The 19416-nt window shown below is 67.1% G+C and carries 22 protein-coding genes; 12 read left to right on the top strand and 10 right to left on the bottom strand.

Translation table 11 applies throughout. The features are described 5' to 3' along the window. The first annotated feature begins 31 nt into the window (after positions 1–31). The gene (leuD, locus tag FPH17_RS02870; RefSeq protein ID WP_095536890.1) at positions 32–622 is read left to right on the top strand and encodes a 3-isopropylmalate dehydratase small subunit; all 591 of its coding nucleotides are present in this window, start codon (positions 32–34) and stop codon (positions 620–622) included. 5 nt (positions 623–627) lie between these two features. Here the strand turns inward: leuD and FPH17_RS02865 are convergent, their stop codons facing one another. Genes FPH17_RS02865 through FPH17_RS02855 form a run of 3 tightly spaced genes read right to left on the bottom strand, consistent with a single transcriptional unit; the run spans position 628 to position 2620 of the window. Continuing rightward, the gene (locus FPH17_RS02865; RefSeq protein ID WP_095276163.1) at positions 628–1083 is read right to left on the bottom strand and encodes a YbjN domain-containing protein; all 456 of its coding nucleotides are present in this window, start codon (positions 1081–1083) and stop codon (positions 628–630) included. Further along, the gene (locus FPH17_RS02860) at positions 1083–1571 is read right to left on the bottom strand and encodes a YbjN domain-containing protein (RefSeq protein ID WP_154878630.1); all 489 of its coding nucleotides are present in this window, start codon (positions 1569–1571) and stop codon (positions 1083–1085) included. The genes FPH17_RS02865 and FPH17_RS02860 overlap by 1 nt, the downstream gene beginning before the upstream one ends. Positions 1572–1585: 14 nt before the next feature. Then, the gene (locus FPH17_RS02855; protein ID WP_154878629.1) at positions 1586–2620 is read right to left on the bottom strand and encodes an NUDIX hydrolase; all 1035 of its coding nucleotides are present in this window, start codon (positions 2618–2620) and stop codon (positions 1586–1588) included. A gap of 131 nt (positions 2621–2751) precedes the next feature. Here FPH17_RS02855 and FPH17_RS02850 point away from each other — a divergent pair, with 131 nt between their 5' ends. Further along, positions 2752–3747, top strand: coding sequence for an NAD(P)H-dependent glycerol-3-phosphate dehydrogenase (locus tag FPH17_RS02850; RefSeq protein ID WP_095276170.1), 996 nt, complete (start codon positions 2752–2754; stop codon positions 3745–3747). A 42-nt stretch (positions 3748–3789) separates the two neighbouring features. Then, positions 3790–4836 carry a D-alanine--D-alanine ligase family protein gene (locus FPH17_RS02845; RefSeq protein WP_154878628.1) on the top strand — a complete coding sequence of 349 codons (1047 nt, stop codon included), beginning with the start codon at positions 3790–3792 and terminating at the stop codon, positions 4834–4836. A gap of 2 nt (positions 4837–4838) precedes the next feature. Here FPH17_RS02845 and FPH17_RS02840 read toward each other — a convergent pair whose 3' ends face one another. After that, positions 4839–5798, bottom strand: a complete 960-nt coding sequence (locus FPH17_RS02840; RefSeq protein WP_154878627.1) for a DUF3515 domain-containing protein — start codon at positions 5796–5798, stop codon at positions 4839–4841. 35 nt (positions 5799–5833) lie between these two features. On the opposite strand from FPH17_RS02840, the gene FPH17_RS02835 reads away from it, so the two are divergent. The 7 genes from FPH17_RS02835 to FPH17_RS02805 are packed head-to-tail and all read left to right on the top strand — an operon-like array spanning position 5834 to position 13015. After that, on the top strand, positions 5834–6799 hold the full coding sequence (locus FPH17_RS02835; protein WP_154878626.1) for a thiamine-phosphate kinase: 966 nt from the start codon (positions 5834–5836) through the stop codon (positions 6797–6799). Continuing rightward, positions 6796–7440 (top strand): uracil-DNA glycosylase, encoded by a 645-nt coding sequence (locus tag FPH17_RS02830; protein ID WP_154878625.1) that lies wholly within the window; start codon positions 6796–6798, stop codon positions 7438–7440. Before FPH17_RS02835 ends, FPH17_RS02830 begins: the two co-directional genes overlap by 4 nt. A gap of 11 nt (positions 7441–7451) precedes the next feature. Then, a complete protein-coding gene (locus tag FPH17_RS02825; protein ID WP_154878624.1) occupies positions 7452–9053 on the top strand; it encodes a fatty acid kinase ATP-binding subunit FakA in 1602 nt (533 codons plus the stop codon). 3 nt (positions 9054–9056) lie between these two features. Next, a complete protein-coding gene (locus FPH17_RS02820; protein WP_154878623.1) occupies positions 9057–11159 on the top strand; it encodes an ATP-dependent DNA helicase RecG in 2103 nt (700 codons plus the stop codon). Between the two features lie 43 nt (positions 11160–11202). After that, the gene (gene rsmD, locus FPH17_RS02815) at positions 11203–11793 is read left to right on the top strand and encodes a 16S rRNA (guanine(966)-N(2))-methyltransferase RsmD (RefSeq protein ID WP_095276186.1); all 591 of its coding nucleotides are present in this window, start codon (positions 11203–11205) and stop codon (positions 11791–11793) included. Further along, positions 11790–12266 carry a pantetheine-phosphate adenylyltransferase gene (gene coaD, locus FPH17_RS02810; RefSeq protein ID WP_095554682.1) on the top strand — a complete coding sequence of 159 codons (477 nt, stop codon included), beginning with the start codon at positions 11790–11792 and terminating at the stop codon, positions 12264–12266. Before rsmD ends, coaD begins: the two co-directional genes overlap by 4 nt. Next, positions 12263–13015 (top strand): TSUP family transporter, encoded by a 753-nt coding sequence (locus FPH17_RS02805; RefSeq protein ID WP_331252962.1) that lies wholly within the window; start codon positions 12263–12265, stop codon positions 13013–13015. Before coaD ends, FPH17_RS02805 begins: the two co-directional genes overlap by 4 nt. A gap of 6 nt (positions 13016–13021) precedes the next feature. Here FPH17_RS02805 and FPH17_RS02800 read toward each other — a convergent pair whose 3' ends face one another. The 4 genes from FPH17_RS02800 to FPH17_RS02785 all read right to left on the bottom strand — a co-directional run bounded on the left by FPH17_RS02800 (position 13022) and on the right by FPH17_RS02785 (position 16307). Further along, positions 13022–13795: an amino acid ABC transporter ATP-binding protein gene (locus FPH17_RS02800; protein ID WP_269150535.1), complete on the bottom strand. Its 774-nt coding sequence runs from the start codon at positions 13793–13795 to the stop codon at positions 13022–13024. A gap of 3 nt (positions 13796–13798) precedes the next feature. After that, positions 13799–14746, bottom strand: a complete 948-nt coding sequence (locus FPH17_RS02795) for an amino acid ABC transporter permease (RefSeq protein WP_154878622.1) — start codon at positions 14744–14746, stop codon at positions 13799–13801. Between the two features lie 6 nt (positions 14747–14752). Continuing rightward, a complete protein-coding gene (locus tag FPH17_RS02790) occupies positions 14753–15667 on the bottom strand; it encodes an ABC transporter substrate-binding protein (RefSeq protein ID WP_154878621.1) in 915 nt (304 codons plus the stop codon). A gap of 88 nt (positions 15668–15755) precedes the next feature. Then, positions 15756–16307: a hypothetical protein gene (locus FPH17_RS02785; protein WP_095548320.1), complete on the bottom strand. Its 552-nt coding sequence runs from the start codon at positions 16305–16307 to the stop codon at positions 15756–15758. A 172-nt stretch (positions 16308–16479) separates the two neighbouring features. On the opposite strand from FPH17_RS02785, the gene FPH17_RS02780 reads away from it, so the two are divergent. Then, entirely contained in the window at positions 16480–16890 is a 411-nt protein-coding gene (locus tag FPH17_RS02780; RefSeq protein ID WP_154878620.1) for a hypothetical protein, read from the top strand. A gap of 4 nt (positions 16891–16894) precedes the next feature. Continuing rightward, entirely contained in the window at positions 16895–17521 is a 627-nt protein-coding gene (locus tag FPH17_RS02775) for an HNH endonuclease signature motif containing protein (protein ID WP_154878619.1), read from the top strand. Positions 17522–17591: 70 nt separating this feature from the next. Here the strand turns inward: FPH17_RS02775 and FPH17_RS02770 are convergent, their stop codons facing one another. Continuing rightward, the gene (locus FPH17_RS02770; protein WP_154878618.1) at positions 17592–18803 is read right to left on the bottom strand and encodes an MFS transporter; all 1212 of its coding nucleotides are present in this window, start codon (positions 18801–18803) and stop codon (positions 17592–17594) included. Between the two features lie 82 nt (positions 18804–18885). After that, complete coding sequence (locus tag FPH17_RS02765) at positions 18886–19326, bottom strand: MarR family winged helix-turn-helix transcriptional regulator (RefSeq protein WP_154878617.1); 441 nt, start codon at positions 19324–19326, stop codon at positions 18886–18888. Positions 19327–19416: the final 90 nt, after the last annotated feature.

Raw genomic sequence — 19416 nt, 5'->3', positions numbered from 1 at the left:
CACTCACACACGACAACGAGGAGTACACAACATGGAGAAGTTCACCACCCACACCGGCGTTGGTGTGCCTCTGACTAGGTCAAACGTTGATACGGACCAGATTATCCCTGCCCGCTACCTCAAGCGAGTTTCCCGCACGGGCTTCGAGGACGGCCTGTTTTCCAACTGGCGCGAGAACCAGCCGGACTTCGTACTGAACCAGGAAGACTTCGCGGCAGGCTCGGTGCTGTTCGCCGGCCCCGACTTCGGCACCGGATCCTCGCGCGAGCACGCCGTGTGGGCGCTCATGGACTATGGCTTCAAAGCCGTCTTTAGCCCCCGGTTTGCTGACATCTTCCGCGGCAACGCCGGCAAGGCCGGCCTGCTCGCGGGCATCATGAGCGAGTCCGACATCGAGCTGATCTGGAAGCAGCTGGAGCAGACGCCGGGTCTGGAGGCTACGGTCTCGCTTGCGGACCGCACGGTCACCGTCGGCGAGAACACGTACACCTTCGACATCGACGACTACACCCGTTGGCGCCTGATGGAAGGGCTGGATGACATCGGGCTGACGCTTCGCGACGAGCCCGCGATCCAGGCCTTCGAAGCGAAGCGCCCCGCGTTCAAGCCGGCGGTGCGATAGACACGCTACTCCGGCAAGTTTTCCAGCGCCTCCGGCGCGAACTCCTTGAGGAACGCCTTCGAGGTGTTCACCAGGCCGAGCACGCCGCGGTCCACGAAGTCGCGGAATTGCTCGTCGGTGTGCTTCCAGTGGCACGGCAGCGCGTAGGTCACGCCCAGCGCGGCGAGGTCGCGCTCCGGGTCCTCCAGCGCCACCGCGGTGGGGAAGGAGCGCACGTTGTTGAACTCCTCGCACCAGGTCAATACCTCGTCGAAGCGGGATGCGGTGACCTCGCTGACGCCGACGGTGGTAAACAGCACGATCGAGTTCGACGTGTACGAAATTTCCATCGAGATGCCTGCGAACCCGGTCTGGAACGAATCCGGGTTCTCGGAGTCGGTGTAGGTCCAGCCCTGCTGCTGAAAGTACTCGCGCACGCGGTCCAGGTCGGTGTTGCGGTAACCGGTTGTTTGGTCGGCCATTACTGTGCCCCCTCGTCGGATGCGTCGGATTCGGTGCTGGATTCGGCGGAACGCTCGCGCGCGATGTCGTCGCGAAGCTCGCTGAGCTCCTCGTTGAGCGCATCGGTGGCGTAGCGCAGCATGGAGAAGTAGAAGTCCAGCATGCGCTTGAGCTGCTCGTCCTCCGCGCCGCCGTTGGGGAAGAATGGGGAATCGACGAAGGCCAGCATGGCGTCGTCTTCCCACGGGGTGGGGTGTATGCGCAGGCGGGGCAGGGAGCGGTTGACGGTGTTCACGCAGCGTCGCAAAGCGAGCTTGTCCTCCTCGGTGTGGGCGGTGCCCAGCCACCGGGCAACAATGTTGAACATGTCGCCGTCGAAGCGGAAGAAGCACACTGCGCTGGGGAACGCGGTGACCGTCATGTCGTCCGACTCGCTGCGGTAGTGCTTGAGGCCCAGCTCGTCCAGTGTGGTCTCAACGCGCTCCTGCGTAATCGGGGCGAAAGCCATAGTTGTCCTTTCTGCTACTTCACCGGTAGCGCCGAAGGCAGGTAATCAGCACCCGAGAGTTGGCCCTTGTGGAACGTCAGCGACCACACCGAGCCCTTTTTCGCGTTGATTTCCGTATCAATCGGCAGCGTACCGCTTGCTGCCAACCACGCTATCAGCCCCGGGATGGCCTCGCCTTGGCTGCAAATCACGCTCGTGCCCTCGGCGTTGATCACGTCCTCGAACGCGCGTTTCGCGCCGACCATATCGCCCAGCCAGGCCTGGTCCCCGAAGCGAGGGTCGACGGTGACGTCCAGGCCCAGTTCGTCCGCAAGCGGCTCGACGGTGGCCTGGCAGCGGTCCGGCTCCGCCGAGAAGATGCGGGTGGGTGCGAAGGGGGAGAGCATCGGCACCAGCATTTCCGCCTGGCGGCGACCCTTCTTGTCCAGCGGGCGCAGATTGTCATCCCCGGACCACTTCGCGCGCTCGTGCGCGCGAGCATGGCGCACGAGGAGGATGCGGGTATCCGCGGAGCGAGAGAAGCGTTTCTGTGCCTTCTCCAGCACCTGGCGGTCCAGGTTGTAGCTCATCAGCGGCGTCGCCTCGGAGATGGGCAGCCAGCGGATCTCATCCACCTCGTCGTTCGGGGTGAACTCGCCGCCGGTGACCTCGCCCGTCCAGTAGTAGACCACCTTCGTGGTGTGCTTCACCGGGTAAATGGTCTTGCCCAGCAGCTTGCCCAGGCGCACCTCGTAGCCGGTCTCCTCGCGGATCTCGCGCACCGCGGTGACCACCAGGGACTCGCCGGGGTCGAGCTTGCCCTTGGCCAGGGACCAGTCGTCGTAGTGCGGGCGGTGGATGCACGCCACCTCGATGGATTCCGGTTGGTTGCGGTCTCCGCGCCACAGCACCGCGCCCGCAGCCAGGGTGGTGCGGGGGAACTCGTCCAGCGGGCGCTTCGGGATCTCCTGGTGGCGCCCGGTGAGGAACATCTCCCCGGCGATGTCCTTGTGCTGCTCGTGCAATTTCCCCTTGCGCGGCGCGCCCGCGCGCGATTTCTTGTCAGCCATACCCGCTATTTTTGCGCACGCTGTGCCCGCGCGCCAATGCGCCCGCTGTGCCCGCGCGCCGCGCACGGCGTGCAAAACTCTTGATAGGCTGACAAAGTTTGTTGAGGCACAACGAGGAAGGCAGCAACGCAATGGTGAATGTGGCAGTGCTCGGCGCCGGTTCGTGGGGCACCACGCTGGCAAAGGTCTTCGCCGACGCCGGCAACGCGGTGGACCTCTGGGCGCGCCGCCCGGAGCTTGCCCGCACGATAGAGACCACGCGCGAAAACCCCGACTATTTGCCGGGCATTACGCTTCCCGACGCCGTGCGCCCCACCTCCGACGCCGCAGCCGCACTCGGCGCGGACATCGTCGTCTTCGCGGTGCCGAGCCAGACGATGCGCGACAACCTCACCGGGTGGGCGCAGCATTTGCGCACCGATTCGACGCTGTTGTCTATCTCCAAGGGCATCGAATCGGACACGCACCTGCGCATGTCCCAGATCATCGGCGAGGTCACCGGCGCGACCGAGGACCGCATCGCCGTGCTCTCCGGCCCGAACCTGGCCAAAGAGGTCGCACTCGAGCAGCCGGCCGCCACCGTCATCGCCTGCTCCGACCTCAACCGCGCGAAGCTGGTGCAGGCCGCCTGCGCGACGAACTACCTGCGCCCGTACACCAACGAGGACGTCGTCGGCTGCGAGATCGGCGGGGCGACCAAGAACGTCATCGCGCTCGCCTGCGGCATGGCTTCCGGCCAGGGCCTCGGCGAAAACACCTTGGCCTCGCTGATCACGCGCGGCCTCGCGGAAATCACCCGCCTCGGCACGGAGCTGGGCGCGGACGCCCGCACGTTCTCCGGGTTGGCCGGACTAGGTGACCTCGTCGCCACGTGCTCGTCTCCGCTGTCCCGCAACCGCACGTTCGGCGCCGCGCTGGGCAAGGGGGCCACGATCGAGGAGGCGAAGGCTGCGACGAAGGGGCAGGTCGCGGAGGGCGTCGTGTCGTCGAGAAGCATCTTCCAGCTCGCGCAGGAGCGGGGCGTGGACATGCCGCTGACCCAGGCGGTGTACGCCGTGTGCCACAAGGGGGTGAAGGTGCCGGAGACGATTGCGGCGCTGATGGGACGGAGCAAGAAGTCTGAGTAGCTGGGGAGCTGGTTGGGCAGCTGGCTGGTGTAGTCTCGATCTGTGATTCGTATAGCCGTTATTTACGGTGGCCAGTCCACCGAGCACTCGATTTCCTGCATCTCGGCCGGCGCAGTCATGGCGCACCTCTCGTCCGAGCGCTACGAGATTTACCCCGTGGGCATTACACGCAGCGGCGCCTGGGTGGAGGGCGCGCTCGACCCGGTCGCGGGCGCCACGCTGCCGGAGGTATCCGGGAAGCGCGAGGTGGCGCTCTCACTCAACCCGGACCGGCGCGGCGTGTTCGTCGACGCGGCAAGCGGCGAGGCCCTGGCTCAGGTCGACGTTGTCTTCCCGGTCCTGCACGGCAAGTTCGGCGAGGACGGCACCATCCAGGGTCTCCTCGAGATGGCCGGCGTGCCCTACGTCGGCCCCGGCGTCCTCGCCTCCGCGTGCGGCATGGACAAGGAGTACACGAAGAAGCTCGTGCGGGCGGAGGGAGTCGCCGTCGCCGAGGAGGTGGTGCTGCGCGCAGGGCAGACGCTTGACGACGCCCAGCGTGCCCGCCTCGGACTGCCCGTCTTTGTCAAACCTGCCTCGGGTGGTTCGTCGATTGGCGTGTCCAAGGTGGAGTCGTGGGAGGCTCTCGACGAGGCGATCGCGCTCGCCCACGAATCGGACGGCAAGGTCCTCGTCGAGTCGGAGCTGCACGGTGACGAGGTTGAAGTCGGCGTCATCGAGCACCCGGACGGGCGCATCGAAGCGAGCGTGCCCGCCAGGCTCAACGGCACCGAGGATTCCGCCGAGGGCTTCTACGGGTTTGAGACGAAGTACCTGGATAACGAGGTCACCGCGACCATTCCCGCGCCCTACGACGAAGCAACGATCGCGGAGCTCAAGCGGCTCGCGCTGCGCTGCTTCGAGGCGCTGGACTGCAAGTCCCTGGCCCGCATCGACTTCTTCGTTACCAAGGACGGCCCGGTGCTCAATGAGATCAACACCATGCCCGGGTTCACCCCGATTTCCATGTACCCCCAGGTGTGGCAGGCCAGTGGGCTGGCGTACCCAGACCTGTTGGACCTGTTGGTCACCACCGCGCGGAAGCGGTAGCGCTAGCCCTGCTCCGGCAGCTGCTCGGCGATGAGCGCGGAGAGGTTCGTGATTGCCTCGTTGCCCGCCGATTGCGGCAGCGAGACCGCCACGCCCGTCGCGCGGCCCAGCGCGTACCAGGTCGAGGCGGTCGTCCCGTTCGCCAGCGTCGTGTCCTCGAACCAGGGGACGTCATCCACCTGTGAGAGCTGCGCGCCCGCAGCGTAGCTTGCCGGGTCCGCGACACCGCAGCGCACCACGATCGGCTCCTTGCCGTCCGCGATCCAGCCGACGGCGTGGGCGGACTCGGGAACGTCGCGAGGCGCGCTGCGGCGGTAGCCCTCGGCGATCGAGTCGGGGGCGGCGTCGGTGAGCGCGCGGCACGAGTCCGCCGCGCCCGACTCGTCGGCAGCGAGCTGCGTCAGCGGTGCCGGCGCGTAGTCGTGCTGCTGCTCCGGCAGTGCGGAGAGGTCCAGGCCGTCGAGCGGGGTGTCGTCGCGCCCGAGGGATGCGTCGTCAGCGGTGACGGCGACGGCGGGCGCGCGGTCCACGGTGTACCAGGTGGACATGGTGGAGCCGGGGGTGGCGTCGTCGACGCGCAGCCAGCGGGCGCCAGCGGCCTCGAAGGTCAGGGGCTCGACGTACGCGGTGTACTGCTGCGGCATGGCCACCCCGCATCGCAGGGTCACCCGCTCGGTGGAGGAGGACTGCCAAGCGGCAGCGCCCTCGGGCGCGGGGTCCGCAAGTGCTGCGCGGCGGTGGGAGAGGAGGTGGTTGGGGAGGGCGTCGATAAGCGTGCTGCACTCCTGAGACCCGGCCTGCGGCGAGTCGAGCTGAGACATTGCTACCGGCTGGTTCGCGGCCTGGGTGGCCACGAAGCGCGCCCCGCCGAGCACCGCCACAACGAAGACGACGGCGAGCCCAAGGCTGACATACACCGCTGTTCTATTAACCTGTGATTCGTTCGCCGGGGAAGCACTCATGGCGCCACAGTCTAACGAAAGGCGGTAACGCAACCGTGATCCGAACCGGGTTTCCCACCGTCGGGCCCACGCTGGCATCCGTGGGCGAACACGCGGTGATCGACGCCATCGTGCGCGCCTCGCCATCGCCCATCAACGGCGACGACGCCGCCGTGCTCACTCCCTCGACCCCGAACTCGCGGGTCGTGGCCGCCACCGACATGCTCGTGGAAGGGCGCCACTTCCGCGCCGACCTCACCATGCCGGAATTCGTGGGGCGCAAGGCCGTCGTCCAAAACTTCGCCGACATCGAGGCGATGGGCGCGCGCCCGATCGCCGCGCTGCTGGCCATCGCCGCGCCGCCGGACCTGCCGCTCGCCGTGATCGAGGGTGTGGCGCGCGGCGTGGGCCAGACGACCGCGGACTATTCCACCGAGCTTGTCGGCGGCGACGTGACGCAGTCGAACCAGCTCGTGGTTTCCGTTGCCGCGATCGGCTCGCTCGGCGGGAACCGCGATCCGCTTTCGCTGGACCACGCGCGGCCCGGGCAGCGCGTCGTGGCCCACGGCGACATCGGCTACTCCGCCGCCGGGTTCGCGCTGCTCAACGCCGGGGTGCGGATCCCGGAAGCGCTCGAGCCGCTCGTCCACGCGCACCAGGTCCCGCGCCTGACCCCCGGCCGTGGCGTGGTTGCGCGCGCCGCCGGCGCCACCGCGATGACGGACAACTCCGACGGACTGATCCGCGACCTGTCCCAGATTGCCACGCACTCCAAGGTGGGCATCGACCTGTCCAGCCTGGCCATCGCGCCCGACGATCTGCTGCGCAAAGCCGGCGAGCTCCTCGGGCAGGACCCCTGGGAGTGGGTGCTCACCGGCGGCGAGGACCACACGCTCCTGGGCACCTGCGACGGCTCCGCGCCCGTCGGCTTCCGCTCGATCGGGAGGGTCACACGCACGGGGCAGGTGCTTATCGACGCCGCCGCGCCCCACTACACCAACGGATGGGAGAGCTTCGGATGAATCTGCCCGTACACGAGACCTGGCAAGCCCCGCTCGCGGGAGTAGAGGACCGCATCCACGCCATGGGAGACTTCCTCCGCGGCGAGGACGCCTACCTGCCGCGCGGCAACGACATCCTGCGCGCGTTTGCGGACCCGTTCGATGAGGTGCGCGTCCTCATCGTCGGGCAGGACCCGTACCCTACGCCTGGCCACCCGATGGGCCTGGCGTTTTCCACCCAGCCGGGCGTAAAGCCGCCGCGCAGCCTGGTCAACATCTACAAGGAGCTGCAGGAGGATCTCGGTGTCGCCCCGCGCGCAGACGGCGACCTGTCGTCTTGGTCCGCCCAGGGCATCCTGCTGCTCAACCGCGTGCTCACGGTCCGGCCCGGTGCGCCCGCCTCGCACCGCGGGAAGGGCTGGGAAGCGGTGACCGAGGCGGCGATCCGCGCGCTCGCGGCCCGCGACCAGCCCCTCGTGGCAATCCTCTGGGGCCGCGACGCGCAGTCGGCGGCGCGCTTCCTTGGTGATACGCCGCGCATCGAGTCCCCGCACCCGTCCCCGCTTTCCGCCAACCGAGGGTTCTTCGGCTCCCGCCCGTTTAGCCGGGCCAACCAGGCGCTTCAAGACCAAGGTGGGCAGCCGGTGGACTGGGGCCTGTAAGATAACCGCTCATGGTGACTCCTCGTGGCTTCGACGGTGACCGCCTGCGCTCATGGGCCAGGCGCGCCGCCAGCGAACTCGAACGCCGCAGGGTGGAGATCAACGAGCTCAACGTGTTCCCGGTTCCCGACGCGGACACCGGGTCCAACATGGCGCACACCATGCACGCTGCCGTGGAGGCGACCGAGCAGCTCGGCGCGGACGCCACGGCCGCCGAGGTCGCCGAAGCCCTCGCCCAGGGCGCGGTGCGGGGCGCGCGCGGCAACTCCGGCGTCGTACTCTCCCAGGTCATGCGCGGCCTCGCGCAGTCCATGACGGAGGAGACCTCCGGTGGCGTCATCGTCGCCGACGCGCTCGCCGCCGCGGTGCGGTTTGCAGACCGGGCGATCGCCGAGCCCGTCGAAGGCACCGTGATCACAGTCCTGCGGGCCGCAGCCGTCGCCGCAGAGGAGGCGGCTGCCGACTCCACCGCGAACACGCTCAGCGGCGTCGCCGCCGCCGCAACCGGGGCGGCGCAGCAGGCGCTGGCGAACACGCCGTCGCAGCTCGAGGCCCTGCGCCAAGCCGGAGTCGTGGACGCGGGCGCGACGGGGCTGGTCATCCTCCTTGAAGCCCTCGTGGCCGAGGTGGCGGACGGCGCTGCGCAACACGCGCCGGGGGTGAGCGAGCAGGGGGAGGGGGCGTCCAGAAACAGTGGCTCGGCGGCGCATTCGCACGGTGCCGCGGGAAACCTCGAGGTCATGTTCTACTTCCGCGGCGAGGTCGGAGCGCTCGGGCGGCTCGAAGACGCGCTGGGCGAGCTGGGAGACAGCCTCGTCGTCGCGCGCGCCGGCGAGGACGAGGGGACCGTCCATATCCACACCGAGCGCGCCGGCGAGGTGATCGAGCAGGCCTTCGGTGCCGGGAAGGTCAGCGACCTGCGGCTGGAGATCCTGCCCGCGGAGCCGGTGACGCACGCGCCGAAGCGGGTGATCATCGCGGTCACGCCGCCCGGTTCGCTCACCGAGCTGTACGGTCAGGCCGGCGCCGTGACCATTGCCCCCGGCCCTGATGTGGTGGCGGACATCCTCGCCGCGATCCGCCGCTCCCGCGCCCAAGAGGTGATCCTCCTGCCAAACGGGCTGCTGGACAGTCGGAACCTGGTCGCGGTTGAGCGCGCGACGCGGGCCTTCGAGCAGACGATCACGCTGCTCGCCACCGTGCGGCTGGTCTCCGGGATCGCCGCGCTGACCGTCCACGACGCGAACCAGCCCCTGGCGACCGCCGCGTTCACCATGTCCGAGGCCGCGGGCGAGATGCGCACGGCCGTCGCGCACCGCGCCGAAAAGGCGGGGCTTATCCAGGGGGGCCCCGTGGGCAAGGGCGACATCATCGTCACCGCACACGGAGAGACCGTGCTCATCGCGGACACTCCGGCGGAGGCGCTCGAGGGTGCGTGCCGGCGCCTGCTCGACCACGGCGGCGAGCAGGTCACGGTGCTCTATGACCCCACCTACCTGCACGCCGACGAATTGGACGCGCTCGCGGTGCGGTTCGCCGAGACGCTCGGCGTTGAGGCGGTGGCGTACCCGGCGGACGGCCTCGGTGCGGTCGCCGAGATCGGGGTGGAGTAGGTCATGCTTGGGTTTGCAGACTCGCGTCCGCTGAACCTGGTCATCCCGCTCAAACAGGCGCGCGCGATTGCGAAGCACCTGGACATCACGACCTGCGGCGAGCTCCTGCAGTACTACCCGCGCCGCTACCTCCAGTACGGCAAGGGCGCAGACTTGACCGGCATGGAGGAGGGCTCCACCGCGACGATCATCGGCACCGTCGTGAGCACGACCCTGATCCCGAACCGCAAGACCCCGAAGCGCCCCATCTTCCGCATTGAGGTCGACGACGGCCGCCAAACCATCCCCGCCACCTTCTTCGGCTCCGCCTACGCGCAACGCATGCTCCGCGAGGGTCGCCGCGTGATGCTTAACGGCAAGCTCAATTTTTTTCGCGGCCGCCCCCAGCTCCAGCACCCAGACTTCGTGCTTCTCGACGGCAAGTCACAGGCCACCGGCTCACTGAAGCAACTCATGCATTTCGGGTCGTTGGAGCACATCCTTTCCGGGCGCGACTGGCTGCCCATCTACCCGGCGAAAAAGGGGATTAACACCTGGACGATTATGGGCGCGGTCCACATGGTCCTGCACTCGTTGCCGGCCATCGAGGAGCCGCTCGGGTTCACGCCGATTGGGATGCTGCCGCTGAACTCGGCGGTCCGCCAGATCCACGAGCCCGGCCCCGAGGGGCCCGGCAAGGCGCTGCACCGGCTGAAGTACGACGAGGCGCTGTCCGTCGCGCTGGCCATGGGGGTGCGCCGGGCAGACCTCTCGCACCGCCGTGCGGAGGCCCTGCCGCGGGTGGCGGACCGGGACCAGGCGAGGCTGCTGGACCAGCTGCCGTTCGCGCTCACGGAGGGCCAATCGGCGGTGTTCGGGGAGATCAGCGCGGACATGGCCTCCGTGCGGCCGATGAGCCGGCTGTTGCAGGGCGAGGTCGGCTCCGGCAAGACGATCATCGCGCTGATCGCCATGCTGCAGGCGGTGGACAACGGCGCGCAGGCCGCGCTTCTCGCGCCGACGGAGGTGCTGGCAATGCAGCACGCGCGCTCGCTTGCAGAGACGCTGCTGCGCGCCGGTGTTCCCGCGCGCGTCGTCGCGCTCACCGGCTCCATGGGGGCCGCGCAGAAGCAGGAGGCGCTGCTCAAGATCGTCTCCGGCGAGGCGGACATTGTCGTAGGCACGCACGCGCTGATCCAGGACACGGTGGACTTTTTCAACCTCGGGCTGGTCGTGGTGGATGAGCAGCACCGGTTCGGGGTGGAGCAGCGCGACACGTTGCGGGCGAAGGCGGGGGAGCGCACCCCGCACCTGCTCGTCATGACCGCGACCCCCATCCCGCGCACCATCGCTATCACCGTGTTCGGCGACCTGAGTGTGTCCACGCTCAAGGAGCTGCCGGGCGGGCGCAAGCCGATTCGCTCCTCTGTCGTGCCGGAGTTTCGGCCGTCCTGGGTAGCGCGCGCGTGGGAGAAGATCCGCGAAGAGATAGCGGCGGGCCACCAGGCGTACATTGTCTGCCCCAGGATCGAGGGCGAGGGCGGCGTGCACGAGGTGGCCGAGTATCTCGCCGACGCGGAGTTCCCGGACAGCACGGTCGCCGTCCTCCACGGCCGGATGAAGGGCGAAGAGAAGGACGCCGTGATGGCGGATTTCGCCGCAGGCGCCACGGACGTGCTCGTGTCCACCACGGTGATCGAGGTCGGCGTGGACGTGCCCAACGCCACGGTGATGATGGTGCGCGAGTCCGAACACTTCGGAGTCTCCCAGTTGCACCAGCTGCGCGGGCGCGTCGGCCGTGGCGGGTTCGAGTCGTGGTGCCTCTTCCACACGCTGGCGGACCAGGGCTCCCCGTCGTTTACCCGCGTCCAGCAGGTCGCGGCCACCACGGACGGCTTCAAACTCGCGGAGCTCGATCTGCTCAACCGCCGCGAGGGCGACGTGCTGGGCAAGGAGCAATCCGGCCTGCACCGCACCCTGAGGCTGATCAATCTTGTAGACGACCGAGCACTCGTCGAGCGCGCCTACCGGGACGCTGGCAGCATCGTGGCCGACAACCTGGAGTTCGCGCGCAGCGCCACCGCGGACTTTGTCGCCGAAGACTTCGAATACCTCGACAAAAGCTAGACAAAAGTTCGGCCCGCGCTACCTGCCCGCTACAGTGTGTGGCATGAACCGCATTATTTCCGGAGACGCCCGCGGCAGGAAGATCAAGGTCCCGCCCGAGGGCACGAGGCCGACATCCGACCGCGCCCGCGAGGGCCTGTTTTCGTCCCTCCAGGTCCGCTTCGGGTTCACGGGGGCGAACGTGCTCGACCTGTTCGCCGGTTCCGGCGCACTCGGCCTCGAGGCAGCGTCGCGCGGCGCGCAGCAGGTGGTGCTGGTGGAGAATGACCCGCGCGCAGTCGCCGTCATCGAGCACAACGCCGAGGTCGTCGGCCACGCGGACGTCCACATCGAGCCGGTCAAGGCTTCCACCTACGTCGCGCGCGCCCCGCGCAAGCACTTCCACATGGTGCTCGCAGACCCGCCGTACGCGCTCGATGACGCCACCGTTGCCGAGATGGTCCGCGCGCTCGAGCCATTGCTTATCGACGGAGCCGTGGTCGTCGTCGAGCGCCACCGCGACAGTCCCGAGACCGATTGGCCGGCGACTTTCACCCCCACGGGCCAGAAGTTGAAGAAGCGCACCTACGGCATTGCCCGCATGGACATGGCCGTCTACGCGGACCCCGAGACCAACGAAAGCGAGGAGCAATGACCACCGCTGTCTGCCCCGGGTCCTTCGACCCGATCACGAACGGGCACCTCGACATCGTGCGCCGCGCCTCGCACAGCTTTGACGAGGTCATCGTGCTTGTCACCGGCAACCCGTCGAAGAAATCGGGCCTGTTTAGCGTGGACGAGCGCATGGCGCTCATCCGCGAGGTGACCGCAGACATCCCGGGCGTCCGCGTGGACTCCTGGGGAGGCCTGCTCGTCGACTACACCAACGAGCACCGCGTGACCGCCCTGGTCAAGGGCCTGCGCTCCTCGCTGGACTACGACTACGAGCTGCCGATGGCGCAGATGAACCGCCGCTTGTCCGGCATCGACACCTACTTCCTCATGACGGACGAGAAATACGGCTACGTCTCCTCCTCCCTGTGCAAAGAGGTGGCCAAGTACGGCGGCGACGTCACCGGGCTGGTGCCGCACACGGTCCGTGAGGCCATGCGGGAGAAGTTCCAGTGATCTGGCTCGCCGTCGGCGTGTTTGTTGCCATCGCCGCCGGTGCCATCTCCCAGCGAGTCTCCGGCATGGGGCTCGGGCTCATCGCCGCGCCCGCGCTCTCGCTCATGCTGGGGCCGGTCGTGGGCATCATCCTCATCAACGTCCTCGCCACGATCAACGCGGTGCTGAACACGTGGTCCATGCGCGCGGACGTCGATTGGGGCAAGTTCGCGCCGATTGCGGCGGCGCTCGTCGTCGGCGCGGTGCCGGGCGCGTTCCTCATCCGCGCGGTGTCGCCCTCGGCGCTGCTCGTGGTCGTCGGCATCGTGCTCATCATCGCGCTGAGCGTGGTGACCCTGGGCAAGCGCTACGTGCCGCCCATCGAAGGCGCGCTGCCCGCGGCCGTGTCCGGCGCCGTCGGCGGGTTCATGAACACGCTCGCTGGCGTGGCAGGGCCCGCCATCACGGTGTACTCACAGGCGGCGCGCTGGCCGCAGCGCACTTACGCGGCCACCCTGCAGCCCATCTTCATGGTCTCCGGCGCGGTCTCGTTCCTGATCAAGGAGCTCACCGGGGCTGCGAACCTGGCGACCATCCCGGCGGCGTTTTGGGTGGCGGCGGCCGCGGGGCTCATCGTCGGCCAGGTTGCGGGTACGAAATTAGCGCCGCACATCCCGAGCGCCAAGGCGCACACCGTCGCGCTCTCGCTCGCGTTTTTCGGCGGGTTTACCGCGCTCGTGCGCGGGCTGGTCGGGATGTTCGGGGCGTAACGGACGCTAGAACAGCGTCGAAACGAAGGCTTTGGTGCGCTCCTCGCGCGGGTTGTCCAGGACCTCGGCGGGCGTGCCGTACTCGATGACCTGGCCGTTCGCCATGAACGCAACGTGGTCGGCCACTTCGTGGGCAAATGCCATCTCGTGGGTGACCACCATCATCGTCATGCCCTCGGCGGCGAGGTCCTTCATCACGCGCAGCACTTCACCGACGAGCTCGGGGTCGAGGGCGGACGTGGGCTCGTCGAAAAGCATGAGCTTCGGCTCCATAGCCACGGCGCGCGCAATCGCGACGCGCTGCTGCTGGCCGCCCGAGAGCTGGATGGGGAAGGCGTCGGCCTTCGCGGCGAGGCCGACCATCTCGAGCAGTTCCATCGCGCGCGCCTTCGCCTTTGCCGGGTCCTCGCCCTTGACGTGGATCGGGGCCTCGATGATGTTTTCCAGCACCGTGCGGTGGCCGAAGAGGTTGAAGTTCTGGAACACCATGCCGATGTCGCGGCGCTGCTTGGCCGCATCCTTCTCGCTCATCTCGTAGAGCACGCCGTCGCGCTCGCGGTAGCCAATCAGGTCGCCGTCGACGTACAGGCGGCCCGCGCTGACCTTTTCCAGGTGATTGACGCAGCGCAGGAACGTCGACTTGCCGGACCCCGACGGGCCGATGAGGCAGGTGACGCTGCCCGGCATGACCTCCAGGTTGATGCCTTTGAGCACGTCCAGCTGGCCGAACGACTTCCACACGTCCACGGCCTGGATCATCGGTGTTGCTTTGACCGTCATGGCTTAGCGTCCCTTCTTCTTGTCCGGTGCGGTGATGATTTCCACGTTGGAGGGGATGGTGCCCTCCGCGTCGGCCAAGCTGGCGAGCTGGCGGGCGGTGAGCTGGCGGGTCGCACCGCGCTCGAAGTAGCGCTCCAGGTAGTACTGGGCGACCATGAGCAGCGAGGTGATGACGAGGTACCAGGTCGCCGCGACGAGCAGCAGCGGCACCGGCTGGAACAGAGCCGCCGCGATGTCCATGGAGCGGCCGTACAGCTCGAGCGAGTAGGGGACCGCCACGACCAGCGACGAAGTCTTGAGCAGCGAGATGAACTCGTTGCCCGTCGGCGGGATGATGATGCGCATCGCCTGCGGGAGCACCGTGCGCGTCATCGTCTGGCGCCAGCTCATGCCGAGTGCCTTCGACGCCTCGACCTGGCCCTCCGGCACCGAGGACACGCCCGAGCGGACGATCTCCGCCATGTACGCGGCCTCGTTCAACCCGAGACCCACGACCGCGAGCGCGAACGCGGAGGAGGTGAACGGCTCGAGCGGGATCTCGGTGAAGCCGAGGTTGATCGAGTCATAAATCGCGCCGATCAGTCCCCAGAACATCAACTGCACGTAGACCGGCGTGCCGCGGAAGACCCAGAGGAAGAGCCAGGCGACCGCGTTGAACACCGGGTTCGGGCTCATGCGCATGACCGCAAGCAAGATGCCGCCGACGACGCCGATGAGCATGCCCAGCAGCGTGATCGCGAGTGTGTGCAGGCCCGCGACGGCGATGCGCGTGTCAAAGAGGTACTGGAAGTAGGTGTCCCACCCGTAGGCGTCGTTACGCGCGGCGCCGATGATGAACCAGGCGACGAGCGCGACCAGGATCGCGGCGAGCACCCAGCGGCCGGGGTGGCGAAGCGGCTTCGCCTCAATGCGCTCCGGCTTGCTCCGCCGGCTGTATACCTTGTTGCTCATCTGGTGTTACCCCAGCCCTTCTATCGGTTGTTCGTTCAGGAGTGCGTGTTCGAGCAGCCCACTATCGACGTTCCACTGCTCCAGGATGCGGGCGTATTCCCCAGTGTCGATCAGGTGCTGCATGGCCAGCGCCATGACGGGGCCCAGCTCCGAGTCCTTCGGTACGGCGATTCCGTACGGCGCCGCGTCAAACATCTCGCCGACGAGCTCGAGGTCGCCCCCCGAGCGCTCCACGGCCCACGCGGTGACGGGGGAGTCGGCGCTGTACGCGTCCGCGCGGCCGACGAGCGCGGCCAGCGCAGCGTTATCGGCGGTGTCGAAGGAGAGGACGGTGATCGGCTCCTTGCCCACCTCGACGCAGGCGTCGGACTTGGGGCGCACGTCGTCGGTTTCGGAGACGGTCGTGCGCTGCACGGAAACGGTGAGCCCGCAGGCGTCGTTGGGGTCGACGGCGCTGTCCGTCTGCCGCGCCCACTGGATGCCGGCGTACAGGAAGTCGACGAAGTCGAACGATTCGCGACGCTCCGGGTTGTCAGTAAATCCGGACATGCCGGCGTCGAGGCTGCCGGCTTGCACCGCGGGGAGGATCATGGAGAAGTCCATGTCTTGCGGGTCGTATTCCAGGCCCATCACGCCCGCGAGTGCGCGCCCGATGTCCATTTCGAACCCGATGAGTTCGCCCTCGGAGTTCTTAAACTCGAACGGGGCAAACGGCGGGTTGGCACCGATGGAGAGTTTGCCGTCCGCGGCGACCTGCTCGGGCACGAGCGCCGCGATCTCGGGGACTTCCTCCGGGACGATCGGCTCCCAGCCATCGGGCGTACCGTCCTCGGTGTTAGTCACGCAGCCGGTCAGCAGGGTCGCTGCGGCGAGGCAGGCCCCGAGGACGCCTGCCCGGCGTGCGGTGAATGTTGCGTGCATGGAACTTCCAGAAGCGTAGAAATATACTGTTCACCGTATATTACTCGCAACGGCTTCGGTGGGGAAGTTGCCATGCCGTGCGGCGTAGCTACTGCTGCGCCATGCGGATGCCGCGCATGACCAGCTCCACAAGCTGGCCGATGACAAGAAGACCCAGCATGACCGGGATGACGGACGACGCAGCGCGGCTCGACCCCGCGGAGCTCTGCGCGAAGTCACCGGTAAAAAAGCCGGACGACATCATCGACGAGCCCTGCACCTCCTGCTTCGCCAGCTCCCACGGGCTCGCTGTGTCCGGCACCGACGAATTCTTCGCCCACGCCTGCACGACGTCCTTGCCGTCGCCCTCCTCCATGTCCTTGGTCCAATCCAGGAACATCTCGGAGCTCGACACCTTCTTCACCGGGTTCTTGTCCGGATCCAGGTGCATGGGATCCTTCTCTTCGTCGTAGTCCAGCGGCTTCAGGCCGGGCGCGGGGTCGCCGGGCTTGTTGCCCTTGGGGCGAGTGCTTGACGACGCCCCATCGCCCCCGTTCTCTCCCGCCTCCGCAGCGGCGGCGGCCGGGACGAGGGGGCTGAACTGGACGGTGGATACAGCGAGTGCGGCAGCGATGGTGCCGGCAAGAATGGTCTGGCGCATGCGAACATCCTAACCAAGCGGGTGGACCATTGTCCCATCGGCGAGGCGCGCGGAAAACCCTTAACCCGTATTAGACGCAAGAACTAGGCCCGCGGTTCCCTTCGGTGGGTGCTTTGGGAGTCTTCTCACAAGTGCTTGTTTGCGCAGGTCACGGGCTCGTATTGTGCTGGGTATGGATGTGATTGCAGACCTTGTGGCCCACGACCGCGCCGGCGTTGATTACGTCGCCGCGGTTGTTGGCGTGTCTGCAGATGCGCTTATCGACGCCGGCGTGGACCCCGACCGCGCCTCCCAGTTAATAGTCGCCGCCCGCATGTTGTACGCGCCGACGTCGCATTCGCGTTATCAGGCCCGTGCGGTGGCAGGGGCGCGTGAGTGCGGGCACCGGGTGGATGCGTTGGCCTATATTGCGCGTGCGTCGCGCTCGATTACAGATGCGACGAACCGGTGGCGGTTTATTGAAGGGCTGTGTGCCACGAGTGGTGATTTGGCGTGTGTGCGTCGCCGCGCGGCGGTGTTGAAGCAGGAGTTGTCGCCGGCGCCTGCGCGCACGCCTGGGGTGCGGGGTGCGTCAGCATGGTGATGGGATGGCCACGTTGAAGGTTATTGGTCCCTCGCTTGCGGTGCAGGGGTTGTGTGATGCGGCGAAAGATGATGTGGTCGGCTGGTTGTCTGATCAGTGTCCGAAGGCGGAGTATGTGGTGCGGGTGGCTGCGAATTTGGATCTGGGGGAGTATGTGAAGGTCATCGCGGGGATGGGTGATGATGTCCAGGTGCGGTTTGACAATGGTGTGGTGGTCTCCGGTGTGGAGTTTGTGCGGATGCGTTTGGCTGAGTTGGGGTCGGTGATTTTGGTGGGGGCGGCTGATGGGCCGGTTAATGCGTATGATGTGTGGTTTGCGCATCGGAAGCATCGGGAGATGATGTTGGCGGATTCGGTGCGGTGTACGTGGAAGGATTGTGATGTGCCGGCATCACAGTGCGATGCGCATCATATGGTGGAGCATCAGCAAGGTGGTGAGACTGAGGTGGGGAATTTGGGGTGGTTGTGTCGGTATCACAATTCTCAGGCGGGTAAGTCCTCGCGTGGGCGGACGCAGCGTCGGGATGGGCGGATTGTGTGGGTCTCGCCGTCGGGTCGGGTCACACCGACTGGGGTGGATCACGTGGCGCGGGCGCCGTTTCGTACCCCGGACCCGCCGGATGGCGGGTAGCGTGTCGTCGCTTTCGAGTCAGCGCCAGTGCCCCTGGCGCTCATAGGCATGCGCTGGGGCGGTGGCGTCGTTAAGCGAGGCGGCCCAAGTTGCGCTTGCCCACGAGCAAGATCGCGAGGGAGAGGACCAGCGACGCCGCGCCGAACCAGTACGGGACGCCCGCGCCGAGGGCGGCGGCGAGCGGGCCGGACACCGCGGGGGCGATGGCGCCGCCGAGGAAGCGCAGTCCGGAGTACGTAGAGGAGGCGACGTTGCGGGGGAGGTGGGTGGCTTCCATGACGGCCTCGGTGAGCACGGTGTTGAAGACGCCGATGAAGATGCCGGCGATGATGACCAGGGTGACGACCGCCGTGAGGTGCAGCGCGGCGAAACCGAGGCAGGCGAGCAAAACGCCGAAGCCGCCGAGGATCAGGTTCAGCACAGGGAAGAGGCCGAGCCATTGCACGAGGCGGGGTGCGAGGAACACCGAGGAGATGGCGAGCGTGAGGCCCCAGCCGAAGAAGACGAATCCAAGCTCGATGGCGCCGAAGTCCTTGCCTGCGAGCGAGGCGGCCTCCTCGATTGGGTACGGGGAGTACGCCAGAAGCGTGAAGAAGCCGAAGTTGTAGAAGAACGCGACCAGGCCGAGCGTGAGTAGCGCCGGCTCCTTAAGCGCGACGAATCCTGCGCTGAATTCGACGGGGGCGGGATTGTTGGACTTGCGCTTGAGGAGCGTCGCGATTGCGAGAAAGCCGATGGCCATGAGGACGGCGGTGCCGTAGAAGGGGGCTCGCCAAGAGATCTCGCCGAGGAGACCACCGGCCAGCGGGCCGACGGCGAGGCCGATACCCATCGCCGCTTCGTAGAGGATGATGGCTTGACCGGCGCTGCCTGCGGCGGCGCCCACGATTGCCGCGAGCGCGGTGGAGATGAACAGGGCGTTGCCCAAGCCCCAGCCGGCGCGGAACCCGATGATGGCGTCGACGGAGCTGGCGGCGCCGGACAGAAACGCGAAGACGACGATGAGTGCGAGGCCAATCAAGAGTGTGACCTTGACTCCGATTCGCGAGGAGATGAAGGCGCTGAAAAACATTGCGAGCGCCGTGATGAGCAGGTAGCTGGTGAACAGCAGCATCGTCTGCGTGGGGGACGCGTCGAGTTCGCGGCTGATTGCAGGCAGAATCGGATCGACCAAGCCGATGCCCATAAACGAGACCGTGCAGGCGAACGCGAGGGCCCACACAGCGATTGGTTGCTTCAGCATTGAATGCGGTTCGGCGTCTTCCAAACCAGCGTTGGACATGAAAACCTCCTTGTTTTTGGGCATGACAAATGTGGTGGGGTCGACTGGATTGCCGACCTCAGTAAGTAGGGATGCAGATGCGCTAGCGCTTCTCGGAGAGTTCGTCGGTGATCTGCTGGAGCAGTTCGGAGGCGCGGTGAAGCACGGCGATGTCGTCGTCGCTCAGCGTGTCCAGCACAGGCAGAATCTGGGCGGCGGAGTCGTTGCGGTACTTCAGGAGAATGTCGCGGCCCTTGTCGGTGATCATGAGGTCCGCGGCGCGCGCGTCTTCGGGCGAGGGGTGGCGGGTGATGAAGCCGCCGTCGACAAGCTTCTTGATTGCCTGACTCATGGACGGCTGTGTGATACCCTCACGACGTGCGAGTTCTCCGACGCGAAGTCCGGGCTCGCGATCGAGTGCGGACATCGCGCGCAGCGAGACGTACGAGAGTTGCACCGGCGTTGCTTGATATGCGGTCCGTGCGAAGCGGCTGCTGGCCCACACGAGGCTGTTGGCGAGCTGTGTCTGTTCGTCAATCTGCATAGCGTAAATATATACTATGCCTATGTAAGTTGCAATCCGGGGCCCACCAAGCCGCGGTGCAGCGCGCGGCCTGGCAAGTGGAGGACGGGG

It is taken from the genome of Corynebacterium gottingense (assembly GCF_007559235.1).
Lineage (GTDB): Bacteria > Actinomycetota > Actinomycetes > Mycobacteriales > Mycobacteriaceae > Corynebacterium > Corynebacterium gottingense.
Note: the sequence above shows the minus strand (reverse complement) of the source record. Positions and strands in the feature narration are given on the sequence as shown.